The organism is Chryseobacterium sp. D764, assembly GCF_019317325.1.
In the GTDB taxonomy this organism is placed as follows: domain Bacteria; phylum Bacteroidota; class Bacteroidia; order Flavobacteriales; family Weeksellaceae; genus Chryseobacterium.
In genome coordinates this window covers 3,451,393-3,468,565 of record NZ_CP079219.1, presented here as the reverse complement: position 1 = coordinate 3,468,565, position 17,173 = coordinate 3,451,393, and the positions used below count along the sequence as shown (strand labels likewise).

Below are 17,173 nucleotides of genomic sequence, written 5' to 3'. Positions count from 1 at the left end.
CAAAACAAAAAATGAAAACAAAAGAAGAATTAAAAAAGTATTTCGAAAACGGAGACATTCCGGTGCAAGAAGAATTCTGGGAATGGCAAAACTCTTATTGGCACAAAGATGAAAAAATTCCAGCAGATAAGTTAGACTATGATCTGTCTCAAAAAGCAGATTCAGATGCTTCCAATCTAAGCCCACAAAATGTTGAGCTTTGGAAAAATAAAATCGAAACTCAAACAGCTATTCAGACTCCACAGCTGAATGGAAATATCTTAACGGTATTTTATACGGGAGAGAATGGAGTGCAGCAAAGTAAATCAGTAGACTTAAGCAGTTTGGCAACCCGTGATATCAGTATTGAGAATGCAGCATATGATGCCTCTCAAAACATCATTACCATTACCCAGAATGATGGATCAGCCTTTCATATCAATCTTTCGGAATTCAGTATCACCCCGACTACCAATTCAGACGGAAGTGTGACCTTATCTCAGGAAGGACAGGAAAAAGTCACTCTGAAAAAAGTAGCTGTAACAGGCAGTTATAATGATCTTTCTGATAAACCAACTTTTAGCGGGAATGATAATTTACAAAATGTAATTGACAGAGGCAACGGAACAACCAAACCTATTATTTTCCAACCGGGCGAAGGCAGAGCAGGTGAAATAAATTTCAGTCCTACAACTTACTCTTTATGGTTCGGAAATATGAATACAGATCATACCGGAACATATGGAATCGGAATCGGATACAATACTCTGCCAAAGCTAACAACCGGGCTAAGTGATATTGCTATAGGAGGTTTTGCAGGTGCAAATTTAACAACCGGAGATTGGAATACTCTTGTTGGCGTCAATAGCGGTTCGCTTTTAACGACCGGAAGCTATAATGTAATGGTGGGAACCGAAGCCGGTAAAAACTCCACATCGGCTCTCGGGTGTACCTATGTTGGAGATGAAGCAGGGGTTAAAAATATTGATGGCAAGTACAATACCACTCTGGGTGTTGGAGCAGGATACTGGCTTACTCATGGGGTTCAAAATACATTTATCGGAGCTTATGCCGGTCAGAATTACGGAAAAGTTACTACTTCAGGGGCGTGGGGTTCCAATACATTTATTGGGTATAATGCTGCTTCTACCACTCATGCCATGGGTGTTTGGGGTGACAACAATGTTGTTATTGGCTGTAATGCCCCATTGGGAGGCTCAACATTCAATAAATTGGTTATTGAATCAAATCCGGTAGCAAGACGTCATGATTTTGTTACGCCTTTAATTGGTGGAGACTTTGCCGCCAGAACGTTAGATTTTGATGCCGTGGTTTCTGCAAAGAGAACTCCTTTGGCCGACAATACTTATACAAAAGTAGCTGTTATGAATGCCGGTAATGTATTTGGATATAAAAACTTATCAGATTTTACCGATTTCATTCCATTAACAGGAACGGAGACCGGAGCTCCTATGACAGGCAATATACAGTTTACAGACGAAGATCCGGAAGAAAGAATTATTTATAGAACGAACGAAATTGATGGCGTAAAAAATATTCTCGGCTTATTTCCTGAAGCTGCTATGATGTCTTCCGGTAACTTAGATGGAACCAATGCCTCTAGTGTTTCTGTAAGTAAAGAAAGTGGTGTTTTCGCATATGGTCATGGCTCTCGTTTGATGTTGAGTGACGTAGGTGCAGCTTTAAGACAGACAAGCGGAGGAGGAGTAAAAGGAATTTTTGCAAGTCCGAACTTGGATGAACCTGTACTTATAGAACATGAAGCAGCAAATCCTAGGGGATTAAGCTCTAAAACTTATTTTGGGGACAATGCTGAGAAAAATGATTATATCCAGAAACAGTATGCAGATAAGCAACATTCTTACAGTACCAAAGAGGAACTAACAGGCGGAAACTGGATCAATGGTAAACCTGTTTACAAGAAAACCCTGTATCTGGATCAGATTCCAAGAACAGGTGAAATTGATTTGAAAACTGAATTCCCAGATCTTGAAACCATTATTTCCAATGAAATGTTTACAGAATGGGATGATGTAAAGGCAGCATTTGCCGGAAATCAGTGGCGTACAAAAGCTTACATCACCATCGAAAGAGAACGAGCTATAATTGAACTATTAAATGTTCCAGATTATAATTATTCTCTTATTAATTCATTTACTCTAACTCTTGAATACACAAAAAAATAAACAAAATGTCAACAGATAAGAAATCAGCATTTACCGTCGCAAAATCCTTAGTAGGAGAAGGAATTATCAATTATAAAGACACAGATACTATGAATACAACTAATAATGCATCACAATCACTTTTCAGATTTGTAAGTCTGAGAAACCCACAATTAACAGAAACCAAAGACAAAAACCTGGGATTTATCCACAGACCCAAGGGAGTAACGGGTGTTTTTGATACAGCAGTCGTAGGAAGACCAGCCAAAACACTGAAGTTTTCAGCAATGAAAAGAGCTGCCGGTGAATTTAACAATGCTGGATTTGAAAGCGAAAAGAAAATTGAGGAAGGAGCATTTAAAGACCTTCTAGTAGTCGGAAGAAAGCTTTCTAAAAAGGCGACACTAGACAGCAATGACTGGGCTTTTGTTTCAGAATATTACAAAAGTCTTGTTAACACCAATAGACAGCTTAACACAGAAGGAATTGCAACGTTTTCCCTACTTTGGAATAACTATATCTATCAAATCGTTACCCAGGGAGATTTCTACATTAAAGAATCAATCAGCCACATTTTAATGGCTATCCAGCTTGGATTTGCCAGCAATCAGGATCTTACCGATCAGGAAATTATCAAGATTAATGGAGAAAATCCATTGGAAAAAGCAATGGATGGAAAAATAATACTACCAGCCATCTTATTTTCAGAAGATACTGAGACCCTTTCATTTTCTACAACAGCTAATAAGGCATCTGAACCGGTTCTGGGTGCAAAAACTATTCAAAGACTGGAATCTGAAGCCAGAGCTTCATTGGTTGCCAGCAAAGCTATCCATAGAAAAGAATCTTTAAGCACTCTGAATTCCGAACTGGAAAAACTTCAGAAAAAATTCCATAAATCCAGACATCAGACATACCAGGATGAGTATTCCAGATATATGGAAGAAAACAAAGAGCGTTTAGAACTTTATGACAAGAAGCTGGCTGAAGTAGACAGCAAAATCACTCCGGACATGTCTGAAGAAGAAAAAGAACGTCTTTATAGCAGTTTAAAGGAATATGAAGTGGCTCCTTTCGTATTTACGTACAAAAATGAAATCAATCTAGAAGATTTGCAGGCAAAGCTTTCTCCGGAATCTTTTGACCTTTTTGTTGAGCTTTTCGGTGAATCCACAATGGGATTAGTTTCTCTGGCAGAAGATACAGAAGGCCTTCAGATCCTTTCACATGACACTTTGAAAATTGGCGCTCAGACCATTGTTCTTGATGATGAAATCCAAAGCTATGCTGATGCCTTACTGGTTGTAAAAAGCAATATTACGTCTTCCATGGAGACCGCTCTGCAAAACAGCCCTCTTCCGGAACAGCAGTATGCAAATATCGGTGGAGCTTCAGTTCCTCTTATTCAAAATACTTCCAGAACTCCAATGGCATATAGTTTATATGCACACAGTTCTTTCAATGTATCTGGAAGCAGAGGATTTGTTAATTTTTCTTTTGAGGTTGAAGATGTTTCGTGGAGTGTTGCCAACGCTAAGATCACTGCCACAACAGATGCTGCCGGAACTTTTGAAGAAAATTACAGCAATATTCCTGTGGTAGACAATAAAATTACTTTACCGGCATGTTTGGTAAACAAGTTCAGAAGCAGCTTCAGTTTCAAAATAGAAATCATTTTTGATAACGGAAGCCAGGCCTATGGAGATATTGCCATTCAATACCCAAAAGAAGATCTAAACCTTACCGGAATGCTAACCTTGAAGCGTGCGGCCGTCGAAAACCCGGGAACATCTGAACCGGTAACGATCCAGAAACGTAAAAACTTCGGGATAAAAAGACTTGGGGTTGCAGATTATATGAAAGTAGTACAAAGTGTTCATGCTTATGTTCCTGGAGAAGTTTCCAATATTGAGAATGTTATGGCAAGCGAATTGAGACATAAGTCTTCCGTTTCCAGAGAATATTCAGAAATTACGGATACTACATCTAAATCCCAGGAAACAGAGAAGATGTCAGACACCTCAAAGACTTCAAGAACTGATATGCAGACCGAAGTTGCCAAAGAAATTGAGAAGCAGCAAAGTATTTCCGCCTACACAAGATTCAGCTATGGAAATGACAGTGCCATGAAGTTTGAAATCGGAGCAGACTATGCCAATAACACAGCTCAGCATGACAGCACAAGACAGGCCATGATGAAATCTCAGGAAATTACGGAAAGAGCAATGGAAAGAGTTCTGACTAAAATTTCGGAAGAAAGGGTACAGAAAATCATCAAAGAGTATACAGAAACCAATGTTCATGAATATGATAACAGAGGAAAAGTAACTAATACCGACAACGCTGAAGCTGCTCAACCTAAACACATTACAGGAGTTTACAGATGGATTGACAAGAAAATGAAGAACCAGATCTACAACTATGGTAAGCGTACTATGTTTGAGTTTATGGTTCCTGAGCCTTCAAGATTACACCGTTTGGCTCTTACTGTTGCTAAAGCTCAGGTTCTTAAAGCTCCTGTAGATCCGAGAAAAGCACCAGAACCTTGGTTAATGCAAGATCCAAAATCTGCAACTATTGTACAGATCCAACATTGGGCTCAAGAGTATGGAGTGAATTTAGAAGCTTTCCCGGAAGCAACCAAACAAGTTATTCATACTGCTTCCAGTGTTCCTCAGACAGATGACGATTTTGGAGTTGATCATACACAATTTACCATTCCGGACAACTATGCCGGAAAAAATGCAAGCTTCGCCTGCAGATCAACAAGAAACAGAGGGGGCGGATGGTCAGGATCACGTTATTCTGAAGTAATGTTCTCCAACTTAAAAGGAGATATGATAGGCCGTTCTGAACGTGGTGGAGATCTTAATTTTGATGATGGATCATCTGGCTTCAATATAACAGGTAATATATCTTTCCAGGTAAAGGGACACAATGTTAGAAGTTATACCATCAAAGTAGTGGTAAATTGTGAATTGAGTGATGCATTTATCAATAACTGGAAAACAGAAAGCTTCAATGAAATTATTAAAGCCTATGAAGCAGCTTATACAAAATTCCAGGAAGATCAGGCAAGATTGGATGCTGAGCAGAAAGAAAAAGAAGCACAGCTTAAAGAAAGACAGGATACTTTCTACCGTTATATGGAGCATGATGTATTAAAGCACAATTGTATCGCCTATTTATTACAGGATTATCTGTCTACATTAGGTCAGGAATTAACAAATGGTGCTGATGAGAAAACAACAATGGATAACTTCCAGGTATACCTGAGTGATAATCTGGATAGATATACCGCACTTGCCAAGTTTATGGAACAGGCATTTGAATGGGAAATCATGGATTATACCTTCTATCCTTACTATTGGGCTAACCGTAAGAGCTGGCAGGAGTTCTACCTGAGCGAAAGTATGGATCCTTTATTCAGAAGCTTCCTACAGGCAGGTATGGCAAGAATTATCGTTACTGTAAAACCAGGTTTCGAAGCAGCCGTTCAGTTCTTCCTTGAAACAGGATTGATCTGGAACGGAGGATCTGTACCTGTAATCGGAGACCCCATGTACATGAGTATCGTAGATGAAATGAGACAGCCAACCGGCGAGCCTCAAGGTAAATACTGGATTACCAGAATCCCTACTACACTGACGATTCTTCAGGATAAGTCTACAGGACTTCCAGTGAAGCAGCCTTTACCGATTTTCCCGGAAAATGATCCTAAGAATTGTGAAAACCCAGCAGAACTGGAGTTTGAAACAAGTTTCAGTTTAGATGAAGAAGCACAATTACAGCATGGAGAAAAAGATACCAGTACTTTAGGCTAATATTTTTTAACAAAATGGCGGTTAATCCGCCATTTTATTTCTCATAACATTAAAATTAAAAAAATGAGCACAATAAAAGCCCTTGGAACCTCTAAAATAAAAGCTCTGGGATTAGATAACGGAGGAGGTGAAACACCTTATTTAACAATTCAAATTTTGCATTATCCTAAAAATTTCAATGATTATATTCAAGTAGAAATATCTACTAATTATAATCCCAAATCAACCGAATTTATTAGAGTTGTTGTATTTGAAGCCAAATCAAATCAAAGGAATGTAGGAAATGATAAAGTAATAATTGATAAGTATTATGAAATAAAAGCTAATAATTTCATCATTAATATTCCTTTTAATCTGTTAGCACAAAACAAAGCCATTAAAAACCAAGATATTGATTCCATTCTATGCTATCTCGGAGTAAGTGGTCCTAAAAGAGGAGCAAAATACAGTAATATTTTTGAAGTCAATATTTCTGATAATCCACAAGTCGAAAACCAATCCCTGATTTCAACCGTTAGAAAACCTTTCACATATTTAAGTGACGAGCAAAAGGCAATTTTTATGTCTGCAGTATTGGTTGAATCAAGTAATGGAAGAAAAGCACTTTGGGATATAGCTTACATCTATTTGAATTTGGTTCAAAACAATAAAAATTTTGAAGTTATAATGAATAGATCTTCTGCTTATTCTGGAAGAAGTACCAATTATATGTATAAGTGTCATTATTATTATTTAACAAAAGGAAAATCTATAAACAAATATGGTGACGAAGTAGGAAGTTTTCCAAATAGATGGAATAGTAACCTTAAAGTAAGAGATTATGTTGACAATGGAGAATATTTATCAAAATATAATGACAAACAGAACGGGAGTGATCTCAATGGATGTATTGAATTCATGCTGACAAAAATCTTTACTGCAAAACCTATTTCAAGATATAATAATTGGCATGGTCAAGGCAATACAATGGATATGAACATTAATGAAGGTAAATATTCCAGACCCTGGTACACAGCAAGACAATATTATTGGCTTCAGAAAACAAAAAAAGCAGATAAGATATATGTTAAAAGATTATTTGATTTTGAACATACTTCTTATATTTACGACACAGATCGTATTGAAAAATATTTTAGTTTAAATCCTAATAAATTACCTGCACCACATGAAATTATTCCAATCCCACATTATCTTCCAGATGGTACACCTTGCCACAAGGTTGAACTTCCAGACCCTAATAATCCCGGTAAGAAAAAAATTCATACTTATGAGGTCGAGCTTAATGAGTACGGTGGTATCAAAAAGGTATTTCCCACTGAAATCTAAAAGTTGGATCTTATTTATTATTCTCATTTCTGTACTTTCTTCATGCCAGAAAGAAAAAGTTTCAGCAACACCTAATCAATTGAAAATTAATGAAGTTTTCACTGAACAGACTTATGGTGATAATGCTAAAGTATATGTTAATGACAGTTTATTTTGTATATATGTTGATGATAATAATCTTAAAACCTGGAGTAATGGAGTTTTATTAAAGGATAACAAAGCTATTCTTCCTTTAATTAAAGGAAATGGATCAACGAAGATGTTTAAAACGTATAAGTTTCAGTCAGAATTAATGAATTTGGACTTTAAAAATTATTCTAATAAAACAATCAACTGGGATACAAAAGATTATCAAATCAGAAAAAAAGGTAAAGATTATTTTTTGTCCAAAAAAGGATATAGCGAAATAAAATTACCTATCCGTCATTATGAATCTACGGATTGGATCACTTTTAACAGTATGGATATTAATAATGATAAAGTACCTGAGCTATTTATATTCAATGAATCATATAATGATAGAGATGATCAGGAATACGGAAAGATGATAGTTTATGAAATAAAATAAATCATCATACTCCATAAAAATATCAACCGTAAAGTTAAGACACTTTACGGTTGTTTATTTTAGAAAAAAAGAATATAATTATAAACTGATAGTTGGAGTTTTCTTTAAAACTTTCCACAAAAATTAAAACACGACACGTTTTGTCGTATTAACCGCATATATTTGTTTTATAAAACGTTACCATGAAACGCAGTTCTGCTGCAACATAAAAAAAAGAAATGAAGAAAGATTTTTATCTGACAAGATATGCCTTAATTATTAAAAGATTAGAAAGTTCTCCAGCTACCTATTCTCAGCTGGAGGAATATCTTCTAAACTCTTTTGAATTCCAGGATGCTGAGATCAAGAGCTACTCTATCCGTACTCTTCAGAGGGATATCCGGGAGATTTCCAATCTTTTTAATCTTTCCATTCACAACAAGAAAAAAGGGGACAACCGATACTATATTGAGAGCCGCCCGATCATGGAAGTGGATGAATACAACCAAAAATTACTGGAATCTTTCCAGGTAAGCAACGCCTTGAATCTTCATCCCGATTTTTCAGATTTTATCTTTTTTGAAAGCCGCAAACCCACTGGTGTGGAGCATTTTTATGACCTGTTCTTCGCCATCCGAAATAAAAGGGTTGTAAGTTTTGAACATTACAATTACAAAAACAAACTGATGACCTCAAGAAAAGTTCATCCTTTAGCCTTAAAAGAATCCAAAGACCGGTGGTATCTTATTGCCATCGACACAAAAGATAAAGCGTTGAAATCTTTCGGGCTTGATAGAATCAACTATCTTGACGTAGCTAAAAATCAATTTAGAGAGAAGTACAAATATAATTTCAGAGAGCATTTCAAAAATGCATTCGGAGTAATGAATCTGACAGAGCAGAAACCACAGAATATTGTATTGAAATGCAGCCGCCATCAGGGAGAATATATCAGAAGCTTCCCTCTTCATCAATCTCAGAAAGAGACTAAAGAAAATCCGGAAGAGATTTATTTTGAGTTCTTCCTCCATCCAACTTATGACTTTATGCAAGAGATTCTTTCTTATGGAAAAGAAGTAACGGTTTTGGAACCTAAAGGTTTAGTTGATGATATCCGTAATCATTTGCAGGAATCTTTGAACCGCTATCTTGAAAGCTGATTATAAAAAATATATTTCATATTTTTTGTTATATTTACATAAATATACCCTTATTGAAAACTTTATTTATTGGCATCAGCTGCTTTATCTCCACCTTTTTTCTGGCGCAGCAGAAAGAAGAATTCAGGCTTGTAAAGAGCTATTACAACCAGCACAGAAATATGCTGAATAAAGAGTTCAAAAAAAAGTTTGATGCTGAATCCAATACGGATAAAAAAGTGGCCATAAAAGGAGATTTTCTCTTTTTCATGAAAAAAATGGACAGCATTGAAAACAATGCCTTAATCGGAGCTTTATTGAAAGTAAGAAATCTGGAAGACCTCCAAACCATCAAAAATCCTACATTCACCTCTGAAAAATTTTCTGATGCAGAAAAGATTGCAGATTATCCCGGAGGACTTAATTCTTTGAGACAGGAAGTAGCCAATCTGCTATATGTTGACGGAGTGTATTCTGTAGAAAAAATGATAAAAACAGATGTTGATTTTATTGTAGAAAAAGATGGTACTGTCAGCAATGTTCATGCACAGGGTGATAATTTCACCTTCAACAGACAGGCAGAGATTGCATTATATTCTCTTGCAGAAAAGTTTTCTCCGGCAATGCTGAAAGGTGATCCTACCACTTATCGTTTTAAACTCCCTTTAACTTTAACGATAACCGATTAAATGTTTACTGACGAATATTATATGAAAATGGCCCTGCAGGAAGCAGAAGCCGCTTTGGAAAAAGATGAGGTTCCTATCGGGTGTGTTGTAGTTTCCAATAACCGGATTATCGCAAGAGCCCACAATCTTACCGAAACCCTGAATGATGTTACCGCTCATGCAGAAATGCAGGCTATCACCTCAGCAGCAAATTTCCTTGGAGGAAAGTATTTAAAAGACTGTACATTGTATGTAACCATGGAACCATGTGTGATGTGCTCAGGAGCACTTTCCTGGTCTCAGATCTCAAAAGTAGTGATTGGTGCAAGGGATGAACAAAGAGGGTTTATCAATAAACATCTTTCTCTGCATCCGAAAACAGAAATTATTACAGGAATTATGGAAGCAGAATGCTCTTCTATTGTTAAAGATTTTTTTAAAAGTAAAAGATAAACCTTTCTATTGAAGGAATTTGATCCGGGTTTTGGCGGACTTTAGCCCTCGCCCAATAGTTCAAAAAATAATAATAGTATAAAAAGGCAGAGAAAATTAAAATTTCCTCTGCCTTTTGTTTTTATATAATCAGGAATGTATTCATATTCCTCGGAATCAGTCTTTAAAAATAGAATATCTCACTATATCAAAATACGCTCCGTCTTTCTTTATTTCCTGTTTTAAAACAGCTTCCTGTTCCATTCCTATTTTTTCCATTATTCTTCCGGATGCCGGGTTGTGAAAAAAATGGGTCGCAAATATTTTATGAAAACCCAGGTCATTAAACCCAAAATCTACAATTGCTCCTGCTGCTTCTGTTACAAACCCTTTATTCCAGTAAGACATGCCTATCCAGTATCCCAGCTCTGCTTTATCATCATCCCTATCATGCAGCCCAATAGCGCCTATGATATGTCCTTCTTTATTCCGGATAGCAAAAGTATATCCTGTTTGATTATCAAAAGCTTCTTTTGACATTTTCAGCCACGATCTGGCATCATTTTCAATATAAGGATAAGGAATATTAGAGGTAAGATCAGAAAAAATCCTATGCTGAAGATATTCAACAATAAAAGGAACATCCTTTTCTTCCAGCTGTGAGAGAATCAGTCTTTCGGTTTCTATGATAGGAAATTTTTCCATTGTATTAAGGTTAAAGTTAGGTGTAAGATAAGACTTGGGTTCAACCCGGCCATAATCTTTTAATTTATAAATCTTTCCCAAGGAAATAAAGACCTTTCAATGTATGAAGCCTGTCCATCACATGAATCTTATCTGTCAGCGGTTTATAGATATGGGAAACACCTCCTGTTGCTACTACGAAACAATCGTCATTTACCTCCTCGTTGATACGATTCACAAAACCTTCTACCATTCCAAGGAAACCATATACCATTCCGCTTTGCATACAGGTTACCGTATCTAATCCCAAAACAGATTTTGGCTTTTTCAGTTCTATATCCGGAAGCTGTGCAGTCTGATTGATCAATGAATTTAGGGAGGTTACAATTCCCGGAGCAATAATAACTCCCAGTGTCTCCCCTGTTTCTGTTACACAACTGGCTGTAAGAGCCGTTCCGAAATCTATGACAATTTTTTTCCTGTTCGGGTACAGATTATGTGCTGCCACAAGATTTGCATAGATATCTGTTCCCATCTGCTTAGATTTTGCCTGAACTCCCGAAGGAGTTGACCTATCAACAATTACAGGAGTAGTTCCGTGAATCTTTTTGATCCCGGAGCTCATTACCTTGGTAAGCTGAGGTACTACTGACCCGATAATTACTTTATCGATTTCTGTTGGCTCAATTTTATAGGTTTGATAAAGCATCAGTATCTGTGCGTAAAGCTCATCTGCTGTTCTGTAAGGTTTTGTATTGATTACCCACGAAATATCACAATTATCACCATTGAAAAGACCAAATCTGATATTGCTGTTTCCTACGTTTATTACGATTGAATTCATTGATATATTTTTCAGAAGAAATTCATGATTTATAATTGAAATTCCTGCTTGATTTTGAGGGATTAAATTTAATCATTTTTATAAAAACTAGCCCCGGATCTCTTATAAATTAAGTCTATCTTAAAAATATATCCACATCAACATTTATCAGCTAATCTTTTCTTTAAAATAAACGGCGCGGAAATTTTATTTCCGCGCCGTTTATAGTATTATTTTGTAATTATTTTACTTCTACAAAATTATTCTCCATATTCACATCAGCAATTCTCTGGCTTAAATCAATTCCAAGAACAGATAATTGAGATTTTGTATAAGGAATGGTAAGGGTGTATTCTTTCTGAGTCCAAGGCCAGTAAGGCATTGTTTTAAGATCCCCATAAATATCCTTCTGTTTCCATGTATGAGTCATATTCAACGGAATCTGGTAAGTAACAACTTTTTTGTCCGTTGTCATCACACCAAAATCAATTGGCATTGGAACCTGACCATTGTTGATTAAGGTAATGGTTGTAGATTTTGCATCATATTTTACATCCTTTATTCCATAATCAATGGTCTTTGTAGTATTGATCCAGTAATTATGGAACCATTTCAGATCCATCCCGGAAACTTTCTGTGCAATGTGAAGGAAATCCCTGTCTGAAGGATGCTTCATGCTCCACTGATCATAGTATTGCTTTAAGGTTTCTGCAAGATTCTGCTCTCCCATAATGTATCCGAGCTGTACCAGGTATAACTCACCTTTTACATAAGATGCATATGTATAAGCTGTACCATTATCATGATGATCTCCCAGCCAAACCGCAGGTTCTTCGATTCCTTTTTTAATAAAGTTTCTGTAAGCATCAAGTGTTTTAGCAAAAGGATTCGGAAGGTCTTCAGGGAACAACTGATACATCGTGTAACCTTCTGCATAGCTCGTGAAACCTTCATCCATCCACGGACGTACAGATTCGTTTGTAGCAAGCATTTGCTGATACCACGAATGGGATCCTTCGTGAGCCATTAAACCCATTAGATCTTTAACGCTTTTGGCTTCCCCTAAAATCATGGTACACATTCCGTATTCCATTCCGCCATCTCCTCCCTGGATAAATGCATATGTTGGGTATACATATTTTCCAAAGTGAGTATTCATGATCTGGAAATATTTGGTAATATAAGGCTGTGATTCGCCCCATGCTTTTGTTTTATCATTTTTCTGATATACCAGATATACTTTTGGTCCTTCCGGAACATTGAAGCTTTCTACAGAATAATCTCTGTCTGCACTCCAGGCAAAATCAAGAATGTTTTTCGCTGTCCATTTCCAGGTTGCTTTCTTGTCTTTTTCAGTTTTTATTTTAGCATTGGCATCATAGCCTTTTACTTCTGTCGGATTTTCAAGGATTCCTCCTGCTCCTACAACATAATCTTTGTTGATTTTAATAGTAACATCAAAATCTGAGAATGGGGCATGGAATTCTCTTCCCAGATAATCGAAAGTTGCCCAGCCGTCATAATCGTACTCTGCAATTTTCGGATACCATTGTGTCATGGTCATATCTACTCCTTCCCTGTTGTTTCTTCCGCTTCTTCTGATCTGCTGAGGAATCACAGAATCCCAATCCATCGTAAAAGTAGTTGTAGAATTCGGTTTGATAGGTTCTGCCAGATATACTTTCATAATGGTTTCCTGAACTTCAAATTTCAGATCTTTCCCATTTTGTTTAATCCAGTGGATATTCTGAGCACCTTCCTGATCTTTTGGAATGGAAGCCAGCCTGGAAATACCATCTTTCTGCAACCTTCCGTCACCATTTTTGCCTTGGGAAGCCACTCTCTGATCCATCATGGAATTAGGTTTGAAGGCATTCCAATATAGATGGAAATACACTACATTCAGCTCATCCGGTGAGTTGTTGGTGTATTCTAAAGTCTGTTTTCCCTGATAGGTAAATTTTTCAGCATTAACATCAATATCCATCTTGTACTTCGCAGCCTGCTGATAATAAGCTCCTTGCTGAGCCTGAAATTGTGAAATGATAAACGCAAAAATGATTGCAGCCGATTTTCTCATTTAAAATTTTATTTTTTTTTAAAGGTATGTAATTTAATAAGAATCTCAAATAGGAGTTATTTTGAGATTTTATTCTGTTTGTTATGGTTTTAGATGGATTTCACTCTGAATTGTTAAATTTTTTTTGAGCTTTATTTGCAGTGCACCTTGTCAAGGTTTAAAATCTTGACAAGGTGCACTGCTTTGGAAGTATCTCCGTGAATCTCTTATTAGTTTTTCAAAAGTTTTTTAATTAAAGTAATCTGTCCCAGATGATAATAGCTATGTTCAATCATTCCGTCAATATTTCTTCGGTAAGTCCCGTACTTTTCATCAACAAATACCTCATCAAGCTTAGATTCAGGCATCTGTTCGAGTAATGCTGCAAACTTTTCAGAATCTATCCAAAGTTTATTTAACAATCCTTCCCATTGTTCCTGAGACTCTATGGGAGGAAGATCAAAACTGAATTTATCTTTGATCTCGAGATCACCTCCTTCAAAAACATTGACGATGCCTGCAATATAATAATCAATGTGAAAAGTGAGCATAGCAATGGTATTTAAAGAATCAATCTTCTTCACCGCCTGTTCCCAGGTAACGTCTGAAAGCTGGTCTTTAAAATTAGTATTGGCGATCCAGAGACCATCCAGCATAACTTCTCTGAATCTTTTAGCGAGTTGTAATGTTGGGCTCATATTCTTAATTTTCCTAAAGATAATTATTTTTACTCTAGTGGATTTTACAACTAATAAAGATTTCACACATGATGATGAGTAATTTTTAAATAAGTTTTGTTAAGGACCATGAATAGTGATAATAAGATGAAATATTGTTTCATAAAAAAACTCCTATTATAGAAATTTATATATTTTAGCAAATTAATTTATCATTCTTTTGAAAAAATTTATTTACTGTACTCTTATTTTATGTGTTTGCATTTATTGTACACCCAAAAAACATATTTTATCTTCAAAAGATTCAAATATTAAATCTATCATAGAAAATGAAAAACTTAATATCCTATACAGAGGTATTAAAAATCATCTGACAATCTATATGCCCAAGTCTGATAGTATAAAAGTAAGCGGACCGGGGGTTTATAAAGAGAGTGAAAATAAATATTTCATTACTCCAGGTTTAGGTTCTTCAATGGAAATTACAATAACCGGTTTTGTTAAAGGTAAAGCAATCACAGATAAAAGAGAATATCGAATATTAAACATTAACAATCCTTTCGCAAGTATTAACAACAAAATTGAAAAAATTACTTTATCAAAAGAAGAACTTGCTAATTCTAAAATAGAATATTTCATTCCCCAATTAGTTATTAAGTTGGGAAAGGTCACGAAATTTCGCTACCAAATTAATGAGGAAGAACCAATGGTTAATAATAGTGACAAATTTAACAAATCTGCTAAAGAAAAGATTTTTAATCTGAAATCCGGTGATCATATCGTTATTGATGAACTCAGTTCTGGTCCGGAATTACAAAATGTTGATTTAAAAAGAATAACAGAATTAACAGTATATATTAAATGAAAGACTAGATCCTTGTCAAGGATCTACAAATACAAAAAACCTCAAATGCAAAATACATCTGAGGTTGATATTATAATTTTAAATTACAATTATTTCTTAGCAGAAACTTCTTTCTTTCCACTTCTTAGAATCTTTTCAAGAATTCTTAAAGTGATCAGATAGGTTGGTTTTACTCCTGTAAGTCCTAGTCCTCCTGAAGATAATGTACTTCCTGTTTCCAATGGATTATCAGAAGCGTAATAAGCATACATTACAAACAGATCCGGTGAAATATGATGTCTGATCTTTGAAGCTACCTGAATTGCTTTCTGATAATGTGCTCCTTCCATTTCAAGCCCAATCGCTTTCCATGAAGTATTCATAAAGTAGGATAAGATATCTCTGTTTTGCAGTGAAGTTCCTAAAACAGTAATCATCGGACCTTCAAAAGCTTTTAATTCATCATCTTTGAAATCTTCCAGCTTCAATGCATTCTCAAATGGATAGTTGTCTGCAGTTCCTTCAAAGATATGAGAAGTAGGAATCATAATATCTCCTTTTTCTCCTGTAAGAATTCCTGCTTTACCCATAATAGAAACAGATTTCACTTTCATCATATAGATTTCCCCTTTATGCTCAAAAGGTCTTAAAAGTTCATCCATTACCTCAAAAGCCTGCTCTCCGAAAGCATAATCGAAGACCATAATCACATCATCTCCTGTAAACTTACTGTCTGCAAATGGCGTATTCTTCAGATCTGTCTTGCTCAGATCTATAATCTGAACATCTATATTACTTCCACTCTTATCAGCAATATGGATCATCCCTTCCTCCAAAGCATACTTTGATACTTTATCACGAAGTTCTTTTTTGTTGGAGATGTCTTCGTATAGTTTATAGTCGATCTCATGATGCTGCTTCTTTTTAAGGACATTATTGGCATACAGCATATTTTTCACGGAATGCATATTGGCAGAAATAATATGCAAAGGTCTCATATGAAGATCATTCTCAAACAAAACCTCTTTCACTTTATTCGCCCATTTCTCACCAAAATAGTGGTGCCCTACTCTTTCCTTTAATATAGCACTGAAATGAATTTCTCTTTCTCTGCTGCTTTTGGCATCTTCAAGACTTACTTTTCCTAAGTTGTAGATGATTTTGAATAAACGGTCAGGATTATGATCATCACCGAAAGTATTGTAAGCATTTAACGTTTCATCAAAAGATCGTCCTATTAAAGAAGAAAGATGAATAAGTGCCACCTCTTTTTCTTTTCTACTGAATTTCTTTTCTCCTTTCACCACCTCTTCGATAATCTTAAAGGCACGGGTCGGCTTCCAGTTTTCATCCTGAATGAATGCCAGGTTACGGATTTTATCAGCTTCTATAAACAGGAATGTCAGGTGGGTAAGAATGTCATAAATTTCGGAACGGCCCAAAAGAACTTCAATATTCATCTGGTGTTCGTCTATTCTATAACAGTTTCTTCTTCTTTTCTTTGGAACAATAGGTTCGAAACTTCCTTTATCAAACCCTTCATCTGATGTAAGATGAATAAAGGCACATTCTTCAATCCCTTCCGGAAGTCTGTCTAAAACATACATCAACCCGTCAAGTTCCAATTTGCTTGGAATATTCATGGTACCATAAATCTCTGGGTTGATTGTCTTCAGCAAGCTTCTGATGCTTTCTCCCGAAACTCCTCCTGGCTTGAAAAACCCTCTATAAAATAAGTGTCTCATAGAAATGTATAGTCTTTCAATAGCCTCCGTTGTTTCTCTTGCTCTAGAATTTGTCATAAAATAAATTTCACACAAATATACAAAATCTCCACTCAACTTATTTTAACTATCTTTTAATAAGTTGTTTAAAACCTATAGATAAGCGGTTTTTTTAACTCGCCCTATTATTTTGTCAGATACTTATTATAGTATTATTTTAATCCTCTTCTGTGCTCATTTTCTATTGAACATCCGATTTTT

General features: G+C 35.8%; 13 protein-coding genes. 8 read left to right on the top strand and 5 right to left on the bottom strand.

What is annotated here, in order from left to right; all coding sequences use genetic code 11:
• Positions 1-11 precede the first annotated feature (11 nt).
• The 7 genes from KYG33_RS15765 to KYG33_RS15735 all read left to right on the top strand — a co-directional run bounded on the left by KYG33_RS15765 (position 12) and on the right by KYG33_RS15735 (position 10,122).
• Positions 12-2,186, top strand: coding sequence for a hypothetical protein (locus KYG33_RS15765; protein WP_219072044.1), 2,175 nt, complete (start codon positions 12-14; stop codon positions 2,184-2,186).
• 5 nt (positions 2,187-2,191) lie between these two features.
• Positions 2,192-5,989 (top strand): hypothetical protein, encoded by a 3,798-nt coding sequence (locus tag KYG33_RS22510; protein WP_257468806.1) that lies wholly within the window; start codon positions 2,192-2,194, stop codon positions 5,987-5,989.
• Positions 5,990-6,052: 63 nt separating this feature from the next.
• Positions 6,053-7,315 (top strand): hypothetical protein, encoded by a 1,263-nt coding sequence (locus KYG33_RS15755; protein ID WP_180564944.1) that lies wholly within the window; start codon positions 6,053-6,055, stop codon positions 7,313-7,315.
• Positions 7,257-7,883, top strand: coding sequence for a hypothetical protein (locus KYG33_RS15750; RefSeq protein WP_219072043.1), 627 nt, complete (start codon positions 7,257-7,259; stop codon positions 7,881-7,883). Before KYG33_RS15755 ends, KYG33_RS15750 begins: the two co-directional genes overlap by 59 nt.
• A gap of 218 nt (positions 7,884-8,101) precedes the next feature.
• Positions 8,102-9,022, top strand: a complete 921-nt coding sequence (locus KYG33_RS15745; protein WP_077413398.1) for a helix-turn-helix transcriptional regulator — start codon at positions 8,102-8,104, stop codon at positions 9,020-9,022.
• 53 nt (positions 9,023-9,075) lie between these two features.
• On the top strand, positions 9,076-9,690 hold the full coding sequence (locus tag KYG33_RS15740) for a hypothetical protein (protein WP_228408593.1): 615 nt from the start codon (positions 9,076-9,078) through the stop codon (positions 9,688-9,690).
• Entirely contained in the window at positions 9,691-10,122 is a 432-nt protein-coding gene (locus KYG33_RS15735) for a nucleoside deaminase (RefSeq protein ID WP_047376259.1), read from the top strand.
• A 156-nt stretch (positions 10,123-10,278) separates the two neighbouring features.
• On the opposite strand, the gene KYG33_RS15730 is transcribed toward KYG33_RS15735, so the two are convergent.
• The 4 genes from KYG33_RS15730 to KYG33_RS15715 form a co-directional block, all read right to left on the bottom strand.
• Positions 10,279-10,806 carry a GNAT family N-acetyltransferase gene (locus KYG33_RS15730; protein ID WP_077413673.1) on the bottom strand — a complete coding sequence of 176 codons (528 nt, stop codon included), beginning with the start codon at positions 10,804-10,806 and terminating at the stop codon, positions 10,279-10,281.
• A gap of 64 nt (positions 10,807-10,870) precedes the next feature.
• The gene (locus tag KYG33_RS15725) at positions 10,871-11,629 is read right to left on the bottom strand and encodes a type III pantothenate kinase (RefSeq protein ID WP_077413397.1); all 759 of its coding nucleotides are present in this window, start codon (positions 11,627-11,629) and stop codon (positions 10,871-10,873) included.
• Positions 11,630-11,849: 220 nt separating this feature from the next.
• A complete protein-coding gene (locus tag KYG33_RS15720) occupies positions 11,850-13,688 on the bottom strand; it encodes a M1 family metallopeptidase (RefSeq protein ID WP_077413396.1) in 1,839 nt (612 codons plus the stop codon).
• 209 nt (positions 13,689-13,897) lie between these two features.
• The gene (locus KYG33_RS15715; protein ID WP_077413395.1) at positions 13,898-14,365 is read right to left on the bottom strand and encodes a DUF1572 domain-containing protein; all 468 of its coding nucleotides are present in this window, start codon (positions 14,363-14,365) and stop codon (positions 13,898-13,900) included.
• A 199-nt stretch (positions 14,366-14,564) separates the two neighbouring features.
• Between KYG33_RS15715 and KYG33_RS15710 the strand changes: the two genes are divergently transcribed.
• Positions 14,565-15,209, top strand: a complete 645-nt coding sequence (locus KYG33_RS15710) for a GldM family protein (protein WP_175627172.1) — start codon at positions 14,565-14,567, stop codon at positions 15,207-15,209.
• A gap of 89 nt (positions 15,210-15,298) precedes the next feature.
• Here KYG33_RS15710 and KYG33_RS15705 read toward each other — a convergent pair whose 3' ends face one another.
• A complete protein-coding gene (locus tag KYG33_RS15705; RefSeq protein WP_077413393.1) occupies positions 15,299-16,990 on the bottom strand; it encodes a DUF6909 family protein in 1,692 nt (563 codons plus the stop codon).
• Positions 16,991-17,173 lie beyond the last annotated feature (183 nt).

What these genes read in the sequence shown, in the direction of transcription:
- KYG33_RS15765 (WP_219072044.1), top strand. Translation starts at nt 12, where the DNA reads ATGAAAACAAAAGAAGAATTAAAAAAGTATTTCGAAAACGGAGACATT.
- KYG33_RS22510 (WP_257468806.1), top strand. Translation starts at nt 2,192, where the DNA reads ATGTCAACAGATAAGAAATCAGCATTTACCGTCGCAAAATCCTTAGTA.
- KYG33_RS15755 (WP_180564944.1), top strand. Translation starts at nt 6,053, where the DNA reads ATGAGCACAATAAAAGCCCTTGGAACCTCTAAAATAAAAGCTCTGGGA.
- KYG33_RS15750 (WP_219072043.1), top strand. Translation starts at nt 7,257, where the DNA reads ATGAGGTCGAGCTTAATGAGTACGGTGGTATCAAAAAGGTATTTCCCA.
- KYG33_RS15745 (WP_077413398.1), top strand. Translation starts at nt 8,102, where the DNA reads ATGAAGAAAGATTTTTATCTGACAAGATATGCCTTAATTATTAAAAGA.
- KYG33_RS15735 (WP_047376259.1), top strand. Translation starts at nt 9,691, where the DNA reads ATGTTTACTGACGAATATTATATGAAAATGGCCCTGCAGGAAGCAGAA.
- KYG33_RS15730 (WP_077413673.1), bottom strand. Translation starts at nt 10,806, where the DNA reads ATGGAAAAATTTCCTATCATAGAAACCGAAAGACTGATTCTCTCACAG.
- KYG33_RS15725 (WP_077413397.1), bottom strand. Translation starts at nt 11,629, where the DNA reads ATGAATTCAATCGTAATAAACGTAGGAAACAGCAATATCAGATTTGGT.
- KYG33_RS15720 (WP_077413396.1), bottom strand. Translation starts at nt 13,688, where the DNA reads ATGAGAAAATCGGCTGCAATCATTTTTGCGTTTATCATTTCACAATTT.
- KYG33_RS15715 (WP_077413395.1), bottom strand. Translation starts at nt 14,365, where the DNA reads ATGAGCCCAACATTACAACTCGCTAAAAGATTCAGAGAAGTTATGCTG.
- KYG33_RS15705 (WP_077413393.1), bottom strand. Translation starts at nt 16,990, where the DNA reads ATGACAAATTCTAGAGCAAGAGAAACAACGGAGGCTATTGAAAGACTA.